The sequence below is a fragment of the Methylobacterium ajmalii genome (assembly GCF_036448855.1).
GTDB lineage: Bacteria > Pseudomonadota > Alphaproteobacteria > Rhizobiales > Beijerinckiaceae > Methylobacterium > Methylobacterium ajmalii.
Genome location: NZ_JAZFXT010000005.1, coordinates 35,968 through 51,735, shown reverse-complemented (window position 1 = coordinate 51,735; position 15,768 = coordinate 35,968). Strand labels below are relative to the sequence as shown.

Here is a 15,768-nt window from a genome sequence, read left to right as displayed (position 1 = left end):
GGTTCGCCAAGCCGCTGGACGAGGCCCTGATCCTGGACCTGGCCTCAAACCACGAGGTTCTGGTGACGCTGGAAGAGGGGTCGGTGGGCGGCTTCGGCGCGATGGTGCTGCACCTGCTGTCGTCGCGCGGGGCTCTCGACGACGGCCGGGTGCGGGTTCGCACGCTGACCTTGCCGGACAGCTACCAGGACCACGACACGCCGGAGCGGATGTACGCGGAGGCCGGCCTCGATGCCCCGTCGATCGTCAAGGTCGTCGAGGAGATCCTCCCGGCCCGCGAGGCCAAGGCTGCGACCGCCAGCAACGTCGTCAGCGTCGCGCGCCGCCAGCGCTGAGGCGCGAATTCGGGCCGCGTCCGGCGGACGCGGCCCGGTCGCCGTTACTTGATGACCGCGCAGGCGATGCGGGCGCCCGCATTGCCGATCGGCTGCGTGAGGTGGTCGTCCTCGTTGGCGTGGATGATCAGGGCCGAGCCGTCGTTGTCCTTCAGGCCGCCCTCGCCGGTGAGCGGCGTGTCGCTCGACACCTCGGCATTCACCGAGCCGTCGGCGGCGGCAAAGACGTTCGGCATGTCGCCCTCGTCCGGCCCTTCCGGGTGCAGCAGGCCGTGCTTGGCGTTGTCGTGATTGACGTGCGCCTTGGACTCCTGGAACTTGTCGGTATCGGCGCAGCTGCCGACCGCGTGGAAGTGGATGCCGTGCCAGCCGGCCGGCAGGCCGCCGGGCTGGATCGTCACCCGCATCACCAGGGTGTTGGCGCCGTCGCGGATCGCGATCTTGCCGATCGTGTCGCCCTTGTTGTTGACGATCGGCGCGTCGTAGGTCGTCGGCGCCGCCGGCGCCTCCTGGGCGGGCTTGTCCTGCGCCAGGGCGGGAACCGCGAGGCCGAAGGCCATGGCGCTCGCGAGCACGATATGTCTCATGGAATGAACTCTCCTCGTGTGCAGCCCCATAGCTAGGGCGCGCGGCGCCCGCGGGGACGACCTGCCTGCAAGACGACGGGCCGGTCGTAGACGATCGAGAACGGAACGGTGATGACGACGGGCGAGCGGCAGCGGGCCGACCGCCTCCTGGTGGAGGCGGGCCATTTCGAGAGCCGGTCGCGGGCGCAGGCCGCGATCGAGGCCGGGCTTGTGCGGGCCGATGGCGTCGTGGTGCGCCGCGCCTCCGACATGATCGCCCGGGGTGCCGCCATCGTCGCCGAGGCGCCGCACCCCTACGTCTCCCGCGGCGGGCTCAAGCTCGCCGCCGCCCTCGACGCCTTCGGGATCGATCCCGCCGGGCGGACCTGCCTCGACATCGGCGCCTCGACCGGCGGCTTCACCGACGTGCTGCTGCGCCGCGGCGCAGGCTTCGTCCACGCCGTCGATGTCGGCCGCTTCCAGCTCCATCCGAGCCTCGCGGCCGATCCGCGGGTCGCGGCGCGCGAGGCGACCGACGCCCGCTCCCTTACCCCGTTTCCCGAGCCGCCCTCCCTCCTGGTGATCGACGTGAGCTTCATCTCCCTGCGGCTGGTCCTGCCGCCCCTGGTCCCGCTCCTGGCGCCCGGCGCCGCCCTGGCGGCGTTGATCAAGCCGCAATTCGAGGCCGGGCGCGAGCATGTCGGCCGCGGCGGGCTGGTGCGGGACGAGGCGGTGCAGGACGCGGTCTGCGCGGCGATCCGGGACCTCGTCGCGTCGCTCGGCTTCACGGTCCGCGGCCTGATCCCGTCGCCGGTCGAGGGCGGCGACGGCAACCGCGAATTCCTGATCGGTGCCGTGCGGGAGACCGGGCGATGAGCGAGGCGACCATGACGACGACCTGCGAGATCGCCCGCCTGGGCCTGCGCGGCGACGGAGTGACGGCAGACGGCGTGGTGGTGCCCGGCGCCCTGCCGGGCGAGACCGTGCGGGTAGCGCCGGAGGAGGGCACCCGCCCGCCCCGCGCGCGGCTCGACGCGGTGCTGACCCCGTCCCCGGACCGGATCGCGCCCTTCTGCCCGTATTTCGGCACCTGCGGCGGCTGCGCCGTCCAGCACCTCGCGCCCGCGCCCTACGCGGCGTGGAAGCGCGATCTCGTCGTCGGTGCGCTCGCGCGGGTGGGGATCGAGGCGCCGGTCGGCCCGCTCCTCGACGCCCACGGCACCGGGCGCCGCCGCATCACCCTGCACGTGCGCGCCTCGGACGGCGGACCGCAGGCCGGCTTCATGGCGGCGCGCAGCCACGCGCTCGTCCCGATCGACCATTGCCCGGTCACGGAAGCCGCCCTGCACCGCGCGCCCGAGATCGCCCGGCGGGTCAGCCGACCGCTCGGGGGCGGGGGCGGCAAGCCCCTCGACGTGCAGGTGACCGCGACCGCGGGCGGCCTCGACGTCGACATCCGCGGCCACGGCCCGGCCTCCGACCGGGCGCGCCAGGCCCTGGTGCTCATCGCCGGCGAGCTCGACCTCGCCCGGCTCTCCCTCCACGGCGAGGTGCTGATCGTGCGCCGCCCGCCCGAGATCCCGGCCGGCCGCTCGCGGCTGGTCCCGCCCTCCGGCGGGTTCCTGCAGGCGACGCAGGAGGGCGAGACGACGCTCGCCCGCCTCGTCGTCGAGGGGGTCGGCAAGGCGAAACGCGTGGTCGACCTCTTCTCGGGCGCCGGCGCCTTCTCGCTGGCGCTGGCCGAGGGCCACACCGTCCACGCCGTCGAGGGCGAGGACGGGGCACTCAAGGCGCTCGACCGCGCCTTCCGGGAGACCGGCGGCCTGCGCACCGTGACGACCGAGCGCCGCGACCTCTTCCGCCGGCCGCTCCTGGCGCCGGAGCTCGACCGCTACGACGCGGTGGTGTTCGACCCGCCGCGCGCCGGCGCCGAGGCGCAGAGCGCGCGCATCGCCGAATCGAAGGTGCCGGTGGTGGTCGGCGTCTCCTGCGACGCCGGCAGCTTCGCCCGCGACGCGGCGCTCCTGGTGCGCGGCGGATACCGGCTCGAGACCGTGACCCCCGTCGACCAGTTCCGCCACTCGCCGCATGTCGAGATCGTCGGCGTGTTCAAGCGGCCGGGCAAGAAGCGCTGAGCCCGCCGCCCGGCGGGGGACGGCTCAGCCGTCCCCCGGCTCCGTCCGCGCCTGCAATTCCTCGATCAAGCCCTGGATCGCCGGGGGCACGGGCTCCTCGGACCGGTCGGAATACATCGTCCGCAGCAGCCGGCCGATCTCGCCCAGGGACACGCTGCCCTTGACGATCACCCGCTCGGTGTCGCGGCCCAGCCGTTCCTTCTCGGCCGGGGTGATGTCCTTGGCGGTGAGCACCACCACCGGCACGTCGCCGCCGTCGGGCCGGGCACGCAGCTTCGTCAGGAAGTCGAAGCCGTCCATCACCGGCATCATCAGGTCGAGGAGGACCAGCGACGGCCGGCCCTCGTCGAGGCGGGCGAGGCCGGCGGCGCCGTTCTCGGCCTCGCGCACGGTCCAGCCGTCCCGCGACAGGCTGCGGCGCATCCGCTCGCGGGCATCCGCGTCGTCGTCGACGAGCAGCACCGTGCCGGGGGTGTCGGCCGGGCGGTAGCGCTCCATCAGAGCCTTCAGGTGGTCCCAGTCGATCGGCTTGACGAGGTAGTCGGTGGCGCCCAGCGCCCGGCCGAGGCCCTGCTCGTTGACCACCGAGGTCATGATCACCGGGGTGGCGGCGAGGTCCGGATCCTTGCGGATCGCGTGCAGCACCGACCAGCCGTCCATCCGGGGCATCTCGATGTCGAGCAGGATCGCCCGCGGCCGCAGGGCCCGGGCGAGGCTCAGGCCGGCCCGGCCGTCGCTGGCGGTGCGCACCCGGAACCCCTCGCGCTCGAGGAAGCGCGACAGGAGCTCCCGGGCCGCCGGGTCGTCGTCGACGAGGAGCACCACGTCGTGGCGCTGGGCCTCCGCCTTGGCCTCGGCGACCGCCCGCACCTCCTCGGGCGTCGGCTCGTCGTCCGCGGCCGGCAGCACCGCCGGCAGCCGGATGGTGAAGGTCGCGCCCTCGCCGTAGGTCGAGGTCACGGCGATGTCGCCGCCCATCCGCTGGCAGAAGGCGCGGGTGATGGCGAGGCCCAGCCCGGTCCCGCCGAACTGCCGGGTGGTCGATTCGTCGGCCTGGGCGAAGCGCTCGAACAGGCGCCCGCACTGCTCCTCGGTGAGCCCGATGCCGGTATCCGTCACCGCGAAGGTCAGCCAGTCGGCCCCCTCGACGCTCTCGCGCCGGGCCGAGAGGGTGACGGTGCCGTCCTCCGTGAACTTCGCGGCGTTGCCCAGGAGGTTGACGAGGCCCTGGCGCAGCTTGCCCTGGTCCTGGTGCATCGCGCCGATGTCGTCGGGGATGTCGAGCACCAGGCGGTTGCGCTTCTTGCCGACCAGGGAATCGGTCGCCGCCACCACGTCGTCGACCATGTCGCGGATGGAAAAGTCCTCCCCCGCCACGGTCATGCGGCCGGCCTCGATCTTCGAGATGTCGAGGACGTCGTTGATGAGGCCGAGCAGGTGGCGCGCCGACGATTCGATCTTGCGCAGGTCGGGCAGCAATTCGGCCTGGCCGAGATCTTCCAGCTCCTCGGCCAGCATCTCCGAGTAGCCGATCACCGCCGAGAGCGGCGTGCGCAGCTCGTGGCTCATGTTGGCGATGAACTGGCTCTTGGCGCGGTTGGCGGCCTCCGCCGCGTGGCGCGCCCGGTCGATCTCGGCTTCGGCCTCCTTGCGGTCGGTGATGTCGACATGCATGCCGACCCATTCGCGCAACGACCCGTCCTCGGCGATGACGGGGGCGGCCCGCACCTCCATGTGGCGCCAGGCGCCGTCGCGCCGGCGCATCCGGTACTCGATCTCGAAGGGCGTGCGCGTCTCGACGGCCCGGGCCCAGGCATCGGCGGCCCGGGCGCGATCGTCCGGGTGCACCGCCTCGACCCAGCCCCAGCCCTGGCATTCCTCGTCGCTCTGGCCGGTATAGGCGGTCCAGCGCCACTGCCCGATCGAGAGCTCGCCGTTGGCGTCCGTCGACCAGATGATCGCCGCGGCACTGTCGACGAGGGCGCGGAAGCGCTCCTGGGCGTGGCGCAGGCGCTCCTCGGCGGCGCGCCGCCGGGTGATGTCGGTGTTGGTGCCGTACCAGCGCAGGATCCGCCCGGAGGCGTCGCGCGAGGGCTGGGCCCGCGACAGGAACCAGCGGAAGACCCCGTCGGCGCCCTTCAGGGGAAACGTATCCTCCCACGGCTCGCCGCTGGCGAAGGCGCGGCGGAAGCGCGACTCGACCCGATCGAGGTGGTCGGGGTGGTGGACGGTCCGCCAGCCCCAGCCCTGCATCGTCTCGAGGGTGGTGCCGGTGTAGTCGTACCAGCGCTGATTGTACCAGATGATCGCGCCGTCGGCCTCGGCGATCCAGGCGAGCTGGGGCAGCGATTCGGCGAGATTGCGATAATCGTCCGGCTGCAGGGCGCTCTCGCTCATCGGGCGCGGCCCCGGACGGGGTGCGAGGGCAGGCGGTCGGGCATCCGGAGGCTCCGTGGCGAGGCCCCGACAGGGGGCCAGGCGACGGAACTAAGCGGGCGCGGGCCGGCTTCCAGTGCGCTGCGATGACCTCGCGTCGCGGGCCTCAGCCGAACTGCTCGCGCAGGATGCGCTCGTCCATGCCCTGGCCGGGATCGTGCAGCATCACGAGGTCGGTCGAGCGGTCGAGCTGGGTCTCGACCCGGGCGACGCGGCGGAACTCGGTGTGGTCGGCCACCGCCGCGACCGGGCGGTATTCCGGGTCCTTGACCTCGATGCGGATGCGGGCGTGGTTGGGCAGCAACACGCTGCCCTGGCGCCGGGGCCGGAAGGCCGAGATCGGGGTGAGCGCGATGAGCTGCGAGGAGATCGGCAGGATCGGCCCGCCGACCGAGAGGTTGTAGGCGGTCGAGCCCACGGGGGTCGCCGCCAGCACCCCGTCGGCGATCAGCTCGGGCAGGCGGACCTGGCCGTCGATCGAGATCTTCAGCTTGGCGGTCTGGTGGGTCTGGCGCAGCATGTAGACCTCGTTGACCGCCCGCGCCGTGTGGGTGAGGCCGAGCACGTCGGTCACCACCATCAGGAGCGGGTGGACGATGCTGCGCTGCGCCACCTCCAGCCGCTCGATCAGGTCGTCGAGGTGGAACTCGTTCATCAGGAAGCCGACGGTGCCGCGGTTCATGCCGTAGATTGGCTTGCCGGTACCCATGAAGCGGTGCAGCGCCTGCAGCATCAGGCCGTCGCCGCCCAGTCCCACTACCACGTCCGCCTCCTCGGGCGGGACGTGGTCGTAGCGCTGCATCAGCATCTCGGCCGCCTCGCGGGCGTCGGGCGTCGGGCTCGCGATGAAGGCGATCTGGTTGAAGCGCCGCGCCATGTGGGATGTCCCGACCGCCGAACGATGATCCCGCCGCGCCTCCATCGACGCGCACGGCCGCCGGGCCGTCGCCGGCCGCGTCGGCACGAGGCATAGCACGCGGGGGAGGCGTTGCGTCCAGCGGCCGGCCGGACTCAGACGGGATCCAACCCCCACTGCACCGGCACGAACTCGTAGGCTGCGCCGGCCTTGGCGATGTGGCCGGCGGCCGGGAAGGGGGCGTGGTAGAAGGCCACCGGCATCCCCTCGGCGGCCATCAGCGCCAGCATCTTGTAGCGGGTGGCCCGCGCCTGGTCGGCATCCATGTCGAACAAAGCCGACCAGTCGGGATGGCGCACGAACAGGGCCGGGTGGTTGGTGATGTCGGAGGCGATCAGGAGCCGCTTGCCGCCCGATTCGAGGCGGAACGAGGTGTGGCCGGGCGTGTGGCCGGGGGTGCCCAGCGCCGTGAGGCCCGGCAGCACCTCCTTGTCCCAGGCATAGCGTTCGACCTTGAGGCCGCTCCCGAAGGTTTTCTGGACGGCGCCGAGATTGGCCTTGAGCGCCTCCGGCGGATTCGCCATGCGGCCGTCGTCCATCCAGAAGCGCCACTCGGCCTCCGGCACCAGCACCTGGGCGTTCGGGAAGGTCGGGCTGCCGTCCTTGCGCTTGAGGCCGAGGATGTGGTCGGGGTGGAAGTGGCTGATCACCACCGCGTCGACCGTGCCCGGGTCGATCCCCGCGAGGGAGAGCCCCCGCAGCACGCCGCCGGTGCCGGGCGGGCCCTGGTCGGCGAAGCCCGCATCGACCAGCACACGCTTGCCCCCGAGGGTGAGGAGGAGCGGCGTGAAGGTGATCGGCAGGGTGTCGGTCGGCAGGAAGGCCCGGGCGAGGGCGCCTTGCACCTCGGGCAGGGGCGCGTTGCGCACGAAGCCCGCATCGAGCGGGCGCTTCACCCCGCCCTCGTGCAGGGCCAGGACCGAGGCCTCGCCGACGCCATACCGGTAGGCCCCCGGCAGGTCGGCGACGGGCGCGGCGCCGCCCCCGGCGAGGCCGGGCGCGCTGGCGAGCACCGGGCCGGCCAGGATGCCTCCAGCCATGAGGGTGCGACGGTTCATCGACATGGAGGCCTCCCGGTTGCGTCTTCGTCCCGCAGCTAGAGCGCGGGGCGCGGAAGGGGATGGGTCTCATACGCTTTCCGATTGATCGCTTCGCGATGCGGAAAGCGGCTTCGCTCAGGCGCCGCGCTCGCTGGTGATACGAGATTCGGAAGTCATCTTCCGGATCTCGTATCACAAGGGATAAGTCGCTCCCGGGATAAATCGCGCGCGCGATTCAGCGGCGCGCCGCCCTCGTGTACCGTGGCGGCGAATCAACAGGGATCCGCCATGCGCCACAGGCTCGCCGCGATCGGCACCACGCTCCTCACCGCGTTCCTCGTCGTGGCGGTCCCGGGGGGGCCGGCCCTCGCCGCCTCGCGGGCGCCGGTCGCCGCCGAGCACGGCATGGTGGTGACGGCGCAGCATGACGCCACGCAGGTCGGCGTCGACGTCCTGAGGCAGGGCGGCAACGCCATCGATGCGGCGGTCGCGGTCGGCTACGCCCTGGCGGTGGTCTACCCGGCGGCCGGCAACCTCGGCGGCGGCGGCTTCATGACGATCCAGCGCGCCGACGGCAGCCGGACCTTCCTGGACTTCCGCGAGAAGGCGCCGCTCGCCGCCACCCGCGACATGTTCCTCGACAAGGACGGGAACGTGATCAAGGGCGCGAGCACCAAGAGCTTCCTGGCGGTCGGGGTGCCCGGCACCGTGTCGGGTCTCGACTACGCCCTGGCGAAGTACGGCACGAAGCCTCGCGCCGACCTGATGGCGCCGGCGATCCGGCTGGCGCAGGAGGGCTTCGTGCTCGACCAGGGCGACGTCGACATGCTCGGCACCGCCACCGAGGATCTCAGTAAGGACCCGGCCTCGGCCAAGATCTTCCTGAACCAGGGCCGGCCCTACGGCGTCGGCGACCGGCTCGTCCAGGCGGACCTCGCCGGGACCCTGCGGGCGATCAGCGAGCGCGGGCCCGACGGCTTCTACAAGGGCGCGGTCGGCGACGCGCTGACCGCGTCGAGCCGGGCGAAGGGCGGGCTGATCGTCCAGGCCGACCTCGACCGCTACGCCACCCGCGAATTGCCCCCGATCGAGTGCGACTACCGCGGCTACCGGGTGATCTCGGCCCCGCCGCCCAGCTCCGGCGGCGTGGTGATCTGCGAGATGCTGAACATCCTCGAGGGCTACGACCTCGCCAAGCTCGGCTGGGGCTCGGCGCAGGCCGTGCACTACGAGATCGAGGCGATGCGCCACGCCTATATCGACCGCAACACCTACCTGGGCGACCCGGCCTTCGTGAAGAACCCGGTCGAGCGGCTGACCGACAAGGCCTATGCGGACAAGATCCGCGCGGCGATCGACCCGCAGAAGGCCGGAATCTCGGCCGAGCTGAAGCCCGGTACGGCCCCGCACGAGGGCAGCAACACCACCCACTACTCGATCGTCGATTCGGCCGGCAACGCGGTCTCGGTGACCTACACCCTCAACGACTGGTTCGGCGTGCGGATCACCGCGGAGGGCACGGGCGTGCTCCTCAACAACGAGATGGACGACTTCACCGCCAAGGTCGGCGTGCCGAACATCTACGGCCTGCTCCAGGGCGAGGCCAACGCCGTCGCCCCCGGCAAGACTCCTTTAAGCTCGATGAGCCCGACCATCGTCACCAAGGACGGCAAGCCGGTCTTCGTGACGGGCACCCCCGGCGGCAGCCGGATCATCACGGTGGTGCTGCACAGCATCCTCAACGTGATCGATTACGGCATGAACGTGCAGGAGGCCGCCGACGCGCCCCGCCTCCACAACCAGTGGATGCCCGACGTGACCAATGTCGAGCGCTTCGCCCTGTCGCCGGACACCCAGCGGATCCTGGAGGGCATGGGCCACAAGTTCGGCCCGGCCCAGCCGGCGAACCACCTCGCGGCGATCCTGATCGGGGCGCCGACGCTCGGCGGCAAGCCGGTCGGGGCCTTCCGCTACTACGGCGCCAACGACCCGCGCCGGAACACCGGGAGCGCGCAAGGGTACTGAGCGGCCCCCGGGACGGTGGACCGGCGCGGCGGTTCGCGCCGGTCCACCCGCGGTCAGGCCGCGTGATGCGTCTCGGCGAGCGCGTAGACCGGCGTGTCCAGCCCCTCCATGCGGGCCTTGAGCTGGAGCGCGAGGTAGAGCGAGTAGTGGCGCGACTGGTGCAGGTTGCCGCCGTGGAACCACAGGGCGTCCTGCCGGGTCGGCTTCCACATGTTGCGCAGCTCGCCCTCCCACGGGCCCGGATCCTTGGTGGTGTCCGAGCCGAGGCCCCAGCACTTGCCGACCCGGTCGGCGACCTCCTGGCTGATGAGCTTCGCCGCCCAGCCGTTCATCGAGCCGTAGCCGGTGGCGTAGACGATCACGTCGGCAGGCAGCCGCGTGCCGTCGTCGAGCACCACCGCATCCTCGGCGATCTCCTTGACCCGGCCGTGCGCCAGCTTGATCTTGCCGTCGGCGATCAGGTCGGAGGCGCCGACGTCGATGTAGTAGCCGGAGCCGCGGCGCAGGTACTTCATGAACAGGCCCGAGCCGTCGTCGCCGAAATCGAGCTGGAAGCCGGCCTTCTCGAGCCGGGCGTAGAAGTCGGCGTCGCGGATCTTGGCCTGCTCGTACACGGGCACGTGGAACTCGTGCATGATCCGGTAGGGCACCGAGGCGAACAGCATGTCGGCCTTGTCGGTGGAGATCCCCTTGGCGAGCGCCTCCTCCGAGTAGAGGCCGCCGAGCGCCAGTTCCATCAGCGTGTCGGACTTGACGATGTGGGTCGAGGAGCGCTGCACCATCGTGACGTCGGCGCCGTTCTCGTAGAAGTCGGCGCAGATGTCGTGGGCCGAGTTGTTGGAGCCGATCACCACCGCGCGCTTGCCGCGATAGGCCTCGCCGCCCGGGTGCCGGCTCGAATGGTGGCTCTCGCCCGCGAAGCGCTCCATGCCGGGATAGTGCGGCAGATTCGGCACGCCCGACATGCCGGTGGCGAGCACCAGCTGCTTGGGCCGGAGCGTCAGCCGCTCGCCGTCGCGGGTGAGCTCGACCACCCACTCGGCGGCGGATTCGTCGTAGCGGGCCGAATGGACCTCGGTCCTCGACCAGTAGTTCAGCTCCATGACCTTCGTGTACATCTCCAGCCAGTCGCCGACCTTGTCCTTGGCGGCAAAGACCGGCCAGTGATCGGGGAAGGGCAGGTAGGGCAGGTGGTCGTACCAGACCGGGTCGTGCAGGTGCAGCGACTTGTAGCGGCTGCGCCACTGGTCGCCGGGCCGGTCGTGCTTGTCGACGATGAGGGCCGGCACGCCGAGGCGCTTGAGCCGGGCGCCGAGCGCGATGCCGCCCTGGCCGCCGCCGACCACCAGCGCGTAGGGCTGGCGGGTGCGGCCGAGCTCGGCCTCCTCGTCGCGCCGCCGCTCCGACCACGAGCGCCGTCCCGGCTCGACGCCGTGATGCACGCCGCGCTCGCGCCGCGGCCCGCCCGGCTCCTCGAACCCCTTCAATTCGCGCGCCGCGGTCAGCAGCGTCCAGGCCTCCTCGCCCTTGAGCCGCAGGTAGCCGCGCCCGCGCAGGGTCGCGGTCTCGAAGGCGATCCAGGCCTCGGTGACGCCGTCGGCCTCGCTCGCCGGCTCCTCCAGGGTGAAGCTCCCGGGCGCCACCGCGCCGAGCTGCGCCGCCAGCATGTCGCGGATGGCGCCCCGGCCCTCCAGCGTGGTGATGTTCCAGGTGAAGGCGACGAGGTCGCGCCAGAAGCACGTCTCGGAAAACAGCTCCGCCGCGCCCGCGGCATCGCGCGCCTTCAGGGCGGCCTCGAACCGGTCGAGCCAGCCGATCACCCGCTCGTCGGCGGGCGACAGCCGCTCGAGCTTTCCAACCACGGCGTCCATCGGGGTTCCTCCTCGTTTGTTATGGGGGAGGAGGCGCAAGGGATGTGCCAGCGGTGAAGCCGGAGCGTCGCGCTGCGGTGGGCTCAGCCCGAGCAGGATCGACGCCGGGATGCCCCGTTGCCCGAATCGGCATCCATCCAACCCACATCCTCGTCCCGAGGCGTCGACCCATCGAGCATGGGCTGACCCCGAAGGTGACCTCCGGCATGCTCGGCAATTTCTGGACCTTTCCTTCGAGGTCGACCGATCGCAGATCGACACACCCTTCGGGATAAGCTCGATGGCGGGGTAGAACGCTCCGCGCGACATCGGACCCGTCGGTCGAATACGCTCCGAGAGAGGCGAGATCCGGAAGAAGGGAGTTCCTGAAATCCCCTGGACCGGATGCCCGGTGCCTCATGCGCCACGCCCGACGCCACACCTGAGGCGCCCCACCTGTGGCGAACGCCCCGCCCCAGGTGGGGCACTCGCCACAGGTGGGGCGCCTCAGCCCGCGTGGTTGGGCGAGACGAGGCCGAGGCGGCGCATGCGCCGGTGCACGGTGGAGCGGTCGAGCCCGAGGTCGCGGGCCACCGCCGAGACGTTCCAGGCGCGCCGGCGCAGGGCTTCGGCGAGGGGATCGGCAAGAACGCCGGCAAGGGCGTCGGCGAGAGGGCCGGCGGGCGGTTCGTCCCGGACCGGGGCCGCCGCGGGCGGCGCGGGGTCGGGGCGCCAGGCCGCGACCGTCGGCGGCAGGTCGGAGGGGACGATCTCCGGTCCCTCGGCGAGCGCGCAGGCGTAGTCGAGGGCGCCGACCAGCTCGCGCACGTTGCCGGGCCAGGGATGGCGGGCGAGCGCCGCCGCGGCCGCCGGGGAGAGGCGTGGCGACCCGGGCCGCCCGGCCAGCAGCCGCGCGACCAGCGCGGAGACATCGGCGCGCTCGCGCAGGGGCGGCAGGACGAAGCGGGCGCCGGAGAGGCGGTACAGCAGATCCTCGCGGAAGCGGCCCTCGGCCACCAGGGCGGCGAGGTCGCGGTGCGTCGCGGCGATCACCCGGATGTCGACGGGAGACGGTTTCGCGGCCCCGAGCGCCGTCACCTCGCGCTCGGCCAGCACGCGCAGCAGGCGGGTCTGGGCGGAGAGCGGCATGTCGCCGATCTCGTCGAGGAAGAGCGTGCCGCCATCGGCCTGCTGAACGAGGCCGGTCCGGGCCTTGGCCGCCCCGGTGAAGGCGCCGGCTTCGTGGCCGAACAGCTCGGACTCGATCAGGGTCTCGGGCAGGGCCGCGCAATTGACCGCGACGAAAGGCTTGTCGGCGCGCCGCGACGCGCCGTGCAGGGCGCGGGCGAAGAACTCCTTGCCGGTGCCGGTCTCGCCGCCGACGAGGAGGCTCACCCCCGCCTCGAACAGGCGGGCGGCCTGGCCGGCCATCCGCGCCAGCACCGGGTCGCCGCCGGCGAAGTCCGGGGCGGCGGGCCGCGCGGGGGCGGCGGGCGGGGTGCGCACGGGGGCGGCGGCCGGCTCCAGGGCGAGGGCGTAGAAGCGCTCGCCGCCGCGCAGGCGCAGCACCCGCCGCTCCACCGGCACCGCCCGGGTGAAGCGCGGCAGGTCGTCGACCGAGGCCTCGAACAGCGCGTCGAGGCGCAGCCCGAGGCCGGCATGCGCCAGGTCGGAGGGCCCGCGCGGGCGGTGCAGGGCGCGGTCGATCAGCGCCCGGGCCCGGCTGTTGAAACCGAGGATGCGCCCGCGGGCATCGACCGCCAGCGCCAGCTCGGGCTCGATGTCGGCGAATTCCGGCGAGCGCGACAGGTGGAGGATCCACTCGCGCCGGAAGCCGTTGTGCAGGCTCGCGGTCTCGATGCGGTGGGCGAACGAGGTGACGAGCTGGAGCGCGAGGTGCTGGCTCGCCTTCGGGGCCGGCGCCTGCAGGGCCGAGATGTCGAGCACCGCGGCGAGCGTGCCGTCGGCGGCGTAGACCGGGGCCGCCGTGCAGGTGAGCCCGATATGGTCGCCGGCGAAGTGGTCGTCGAGGTGGACCGACAGGGCCTCGCCGGTGGCGATGCAGGTGCCGACCGCGCAGGTGCCGGCGAGGTGCTCGTTCCAGTCCGAGCCGCGATAGAGGCCGGCGCGGCGCAGGTCGCCGTCGCGGCCGGCATCGCCGATGAAGTCGACGGCGACGCCGCGGGCATCGGCGAGGATCAGCACGTAGCCGAGGCCCGAGACCTGCCGGTACAGCGCCTCGACCCCGAAGCGCGCCACCCGGATCAGGTCGTCGAGGGCGTCGCGGTGCTCGCGCAGGCGCGCCTGGGTGTGGATGTAGGCCCGCCGGGGTGCCGCGGGATCGAGCCGGTACTCGGCCAGGCACCGCTGCCACGACTGGTTGATGAGCGGGTCGCGCACGGCCTCGCCGCCGCTCGCCGCCCGGACGAGCTCGTCGATGTGGGCCATCACGGCAGACCGCATCGCATCCTCCCCGACCCTGTTCGGGCCATTCTGCGCGCGAACCGCGAATCGGGAAAGATCGGCGGCGCGGGGCGCCCGCCCCCCTTTGGTCCGCCGCGGCGGCGCGCTCGATACCATGTCGTTAGCGCCAAACAGGCCCGGGCGCTCTCCGGGATCGGCCTCGGGTTCTTCGTCGGAGTCGCCGCCCTCGCCCGGGCGCGCAGGCACCGCGGCGCGCGCGAGGCCGGGCCTCGGCCCGGCCTCGCCGTCGAACGGCCGGTGTCACGCCGCCGCCGGCAGCCCGCCGAAGCGGCGCTGGCGCGCGCGGAACGCGGTCATCGCCGCGGCGAGTTCCGCCTCGCCGAAATCCGGCCAGGCGCAGGGCGTGAAGTGCAGCTCGGCATAGGCGCTCTCCCACAGCAGGAAGTCGGACAGGCGCTGCTCGCCGCTGGTGCGGATCACGAGGTCGACCGCTGGGGCGCCGTCGCCGGTGACGAGGCGGTCGAACGCCTCGCGGGTGATGGCGGGGTCCGCGGCGCGGGCGGCGGAGAGGATCGCGTCCCGGGCCGAGTAGTCGAGGGCGATGCGCAGGTGCAGACCGGCCCCGTCGCGGGTCACGGCCTCGGCGGCCGCGATGGCCTCCGCCAGGCCGCCGGGCAGGCGGTCGCGCCGGCCGATCACCGTGAGGCGCACGCCGTCGCGGCGCAGGACCTCGACCTCGCGGGCGAGGTAGAGGCGAAGCAGGCCCATCAGCCCCGCCACCTCGGCGGCCGGGCGGCGCCAGTTGTCGGCGGAGAAGGCGTAGAGCGTCAGCGTGCCGATGCCCTGGCCGGGCGCGGCCCGCACCACCCGCCGCACCGTGCCGACCCCGGCCTCGTGCCCGACGCAACGGGGCAGGCCGCGGCGTTCCGCCCATCGACCGTTGCCGTCCATGATCAGGCCGACATGGAGCTTGTCTTGGTGAAGCGAACCGCTTTGCATTGCAAAGTCTCCGGGCAAAAAAGGGAAGGGAGGTCAGGCGGGAAGGGGCTCGGGGCCGCGATCGCCCTGCCGGGCCGCCTCGGCGGCATCGCGGACCACGCGCTCCAGCACCGCGAGGTACGCGACGAAGCGCTGCCGCCCGGCGGGGGTGAGGCGGCAGGTGGTGAGCGGGCGCCGTCCCTCGTAGCCCTTGCGGATCTCGACGAGCCCGGCCTCCTCCAGCACGCCGAGATGGCGGCTGAGATTGCCGTCGGTCAGGCCGCAGAGCTGCTTGAGGTCGGAGAAGGCGAGGGGCTTCGGGTGGGCGGCGAGCGAGGTGAGCAGGCTGAGCCGCGCCCGCTCGTGCAGCACCCGGTCGAGCCCGTCATAGGCGTAGGGAGCGGGCTCACTCATGGTCGCCTCCCGGGGCGCGATGGAGGATGAGGGCGAGCAGCCCCTGGCCGAGGGCGAAGGGCAGGCCCATGGTCCAGGGCGACAGCGCATGCCCCTCGGCCGAGGCCGCGATGGTGCCGAGCCCGGCGACCACGTACCAGCCCGCCGCCAGGGCGACCGGCCGCGGCAGGGCGCGCAGGGAGGCGAACAGCCCGAGGCCGACCAGCATCTGCCACAGGCCAGGCAGCAGCCACAGGCTCTCGGGGGCGAGGCGCGCCAGGACCAGGAGCAGCAGCGCCCCGGCGGCGCCCGCGGGCAGGAAGGCCTCGACCGCGTTGAGGATCATGGCGTCGGCGAGGCCGGAATGGTGCCGGCGGCTGCGCGCCAGCATCTCGGCCCCGATCACCCCGATCGAGACGATCGCGACGGCGACCCAGCCGGCCAGGAAGGTCAGCGGCCGGCCGGTCGGGTCGTCGAGGAGGGCGGCCTGCGCGACGCTGGCGGCGAGCGCCAGGGCGCCGGTCGCTGCCAAAGCGGTCGGGCCGTAGCCCTGGAAGGCGGTGCCGGCGGCGACTTGGCTGCGGATCGCCGTGATGTCGGCCAGCACCCGATCGAGGTCGGCCCTGTCGAGGTCGCGCATCGGCATCCCGCATCAACTTTCCGATGCAAA

13 protein-coding genes are annotated in these 15,768 nt (G+C 72.7%); 4 read left to right on the top strand and 9 right to left on the bottom strand.

Annotation, left to right across the window (positions count from 1 at the left end):
• On the top strand, positions 1-335 hold a 335-nt coding region (locus tag V3T34_RS01660), incomplete at its 5' end, for a transketolase C-terminal domain-containing protein (protein WP_305078917.1).
• Positions 336-379: 44 nt separating this feature from the next.
• Here the strand turns inward: V3T34_RS01660 and V3T34_RS01655 are convergent.
• Positions 380-922, bottom strand: a complete 543-nt coding sequence (locus tag V3T34_RS01655; RefSeq protein ID WP_305078916.1) for a superoxide dismutase family protein — start codon at positions 920-922, stop codon at positions 380-382.
• Positions 923-1,033: 111 nt separating this feature from the next.
• Between V3T34_RS01655 and V3T34_RS01650 the strand changes: the two genes are divergently transcribed.
• Positions 1,034-1,777 carry a TlyA family RNA methyltransferase gene (locus V3T34_RS01650; RefSeq protein WP_305078915.1) on the top strand — a complete coding sequence of 248 codons (744 nt, stop codon included), beginning with the start codon at positions 1,034-1,036 and terminating at the stop codon, positions 1,775-1,777.
• Positions 1,774-3,036, top strand: coding sequence for a class I SAM-dependent RNA methyltransferase (locus V3T34_RS01645; RefSeq protein WP_305078914.1), 1,263 nt, complete (start codon positions 1,774-1,776; stop codon positions 3,034-3,036). The genes V3T34_RS01650 and V3T34_RS01645 overlap by 4 nt, the downstream gene beginning before the upstream one ends.
• 24 nt (positions 3,037-3,060) lie before the next feature.
• On the opposite strand, the gene V3T34_RS01640 is transcribed toward V3T34_RS01645, so the two are convergent.
• The 3 genes from V3T34_RS01640 to V3T34_RS01630 form a co-directional block, all read right to left on the bottom strand.
• Positions 3,061-5,433 (bottom strand): hybrid sensor histidine kinase/response regulator, encoded by a 2,373-nt coding sequence (locus V3T34_RS01640; RefSeq protein ID WP_305078913.1) that lies wholly within the window; start codon positions 5,431-5,433, stop codon positions 3,061-3,063.
• A gap of 145 nt (positions 5,434-5,578) precedes the next feature.
• Entirely contained in the window at positions 5,579-6,349 is a 771-nt protein-coding gene (locus tag V3T34_RS01635) for an NAD kinase (protein ID WP_060847614.1), read from the bottom strand.
• 134 nt (positions 6,350-6,483) lie between these two features.
• Positions 6,484-7,452: an MBL fold metallo-hydrolase gene (locus V3T34_RS01630; protein WP_305078912.1), complete on the bottom strand. Its 969-nt coding sequence runs from the start codon at positions 7,450-7,452 to the stop codon at positions 6,484-6,486.
• Positions 7,453-7,716: 264 nt separating this feature from the next.
• On the opposite strand from V3T34_RS01630, the gene ggt reads away from it, so the two are divergent.
• Positions 7,717-9,453, top strand: a complete 1,737-nt coding sequence (gene ggt / locus V3T34_RS01625; protein WP_305078911.1) for a gamma-glutamyltransferase — start codon at positions 7,717-7,719, stop codon at positions 9,451-9,453.
• 53 nt (positions 9,454-9,506) lie between these two features.
• Here the strand turns inward: ggt and V3T34_RS01620 are convergent, their stop codons facing one another.
• From V3T34_RS01620 to V3T34_RS01600, 5 genes are all read right to left on the bottom strand, one after another.
• Positions 9,507-11,324: an NAD(P)/FAD-dependent oxidoreductase gene (locus V3T34_RS01620; RefSeq protein ID WP_305078910.1), complete on the bottom strand. Its 1,818-nt coding sequence runs from the start codon at positions 11,322-11,324 to the stop codon at positions 9,507-9,509.
• A 486-nt stretch (positions 11,325-11,810) separates the two neighbouring features.
• Positions 11,811-13,766 (bottom strand): sigma-54-dependent Fis family transcriptional regulator, encoded by a 1,956-nt coding sequence (locus V3T34_RS01615; protein WP_305078909.1) that lies wholly within the window; start codon positions 13,764-13,766, stop codon positions 11,811-11,813.
• Positions 13,767-14,027: 261 nt separating this feature from the next.
• Complete coding sequence (locus V3T34_RS01610; RefSeq protein ID WP_305078908.1) at positions 14,028-14,726, bottom strand: di-trans,poly-cis-decaprenylcistransferase; 699 nt, start codon at positions 14,724-14,726, stop codon at positions 14,028-14,030.
• Positions 14,727-14,759: 33 nt separating this feature from the next.
• Positions 14,760-15,119, bottom strand: a complete 360-nt coding sequence (locus V3T34_RS01605; RefSeq protein WP_305078907.1) for a winged helix-turn-helix domain-containing protein — start codon at positions 15,117-15,119, stop codon at positions 14,760-14,762.
• Positions 15,112-15,738, bottom strand: coding sequence for a hypothetical protein (locus V3T34_RS01600; protein WP_305078918.1), 627 nt, complete (start codon positions 15,736-15,738; stop codon positions 15,112-15,114). Before V3T34_RS01600 ends, V3T34_RS01605 begins: the two co-directional genes overlap by 8 nt.
• Positions 15,739-15,768: the final 30 nt, after the last annotated feature.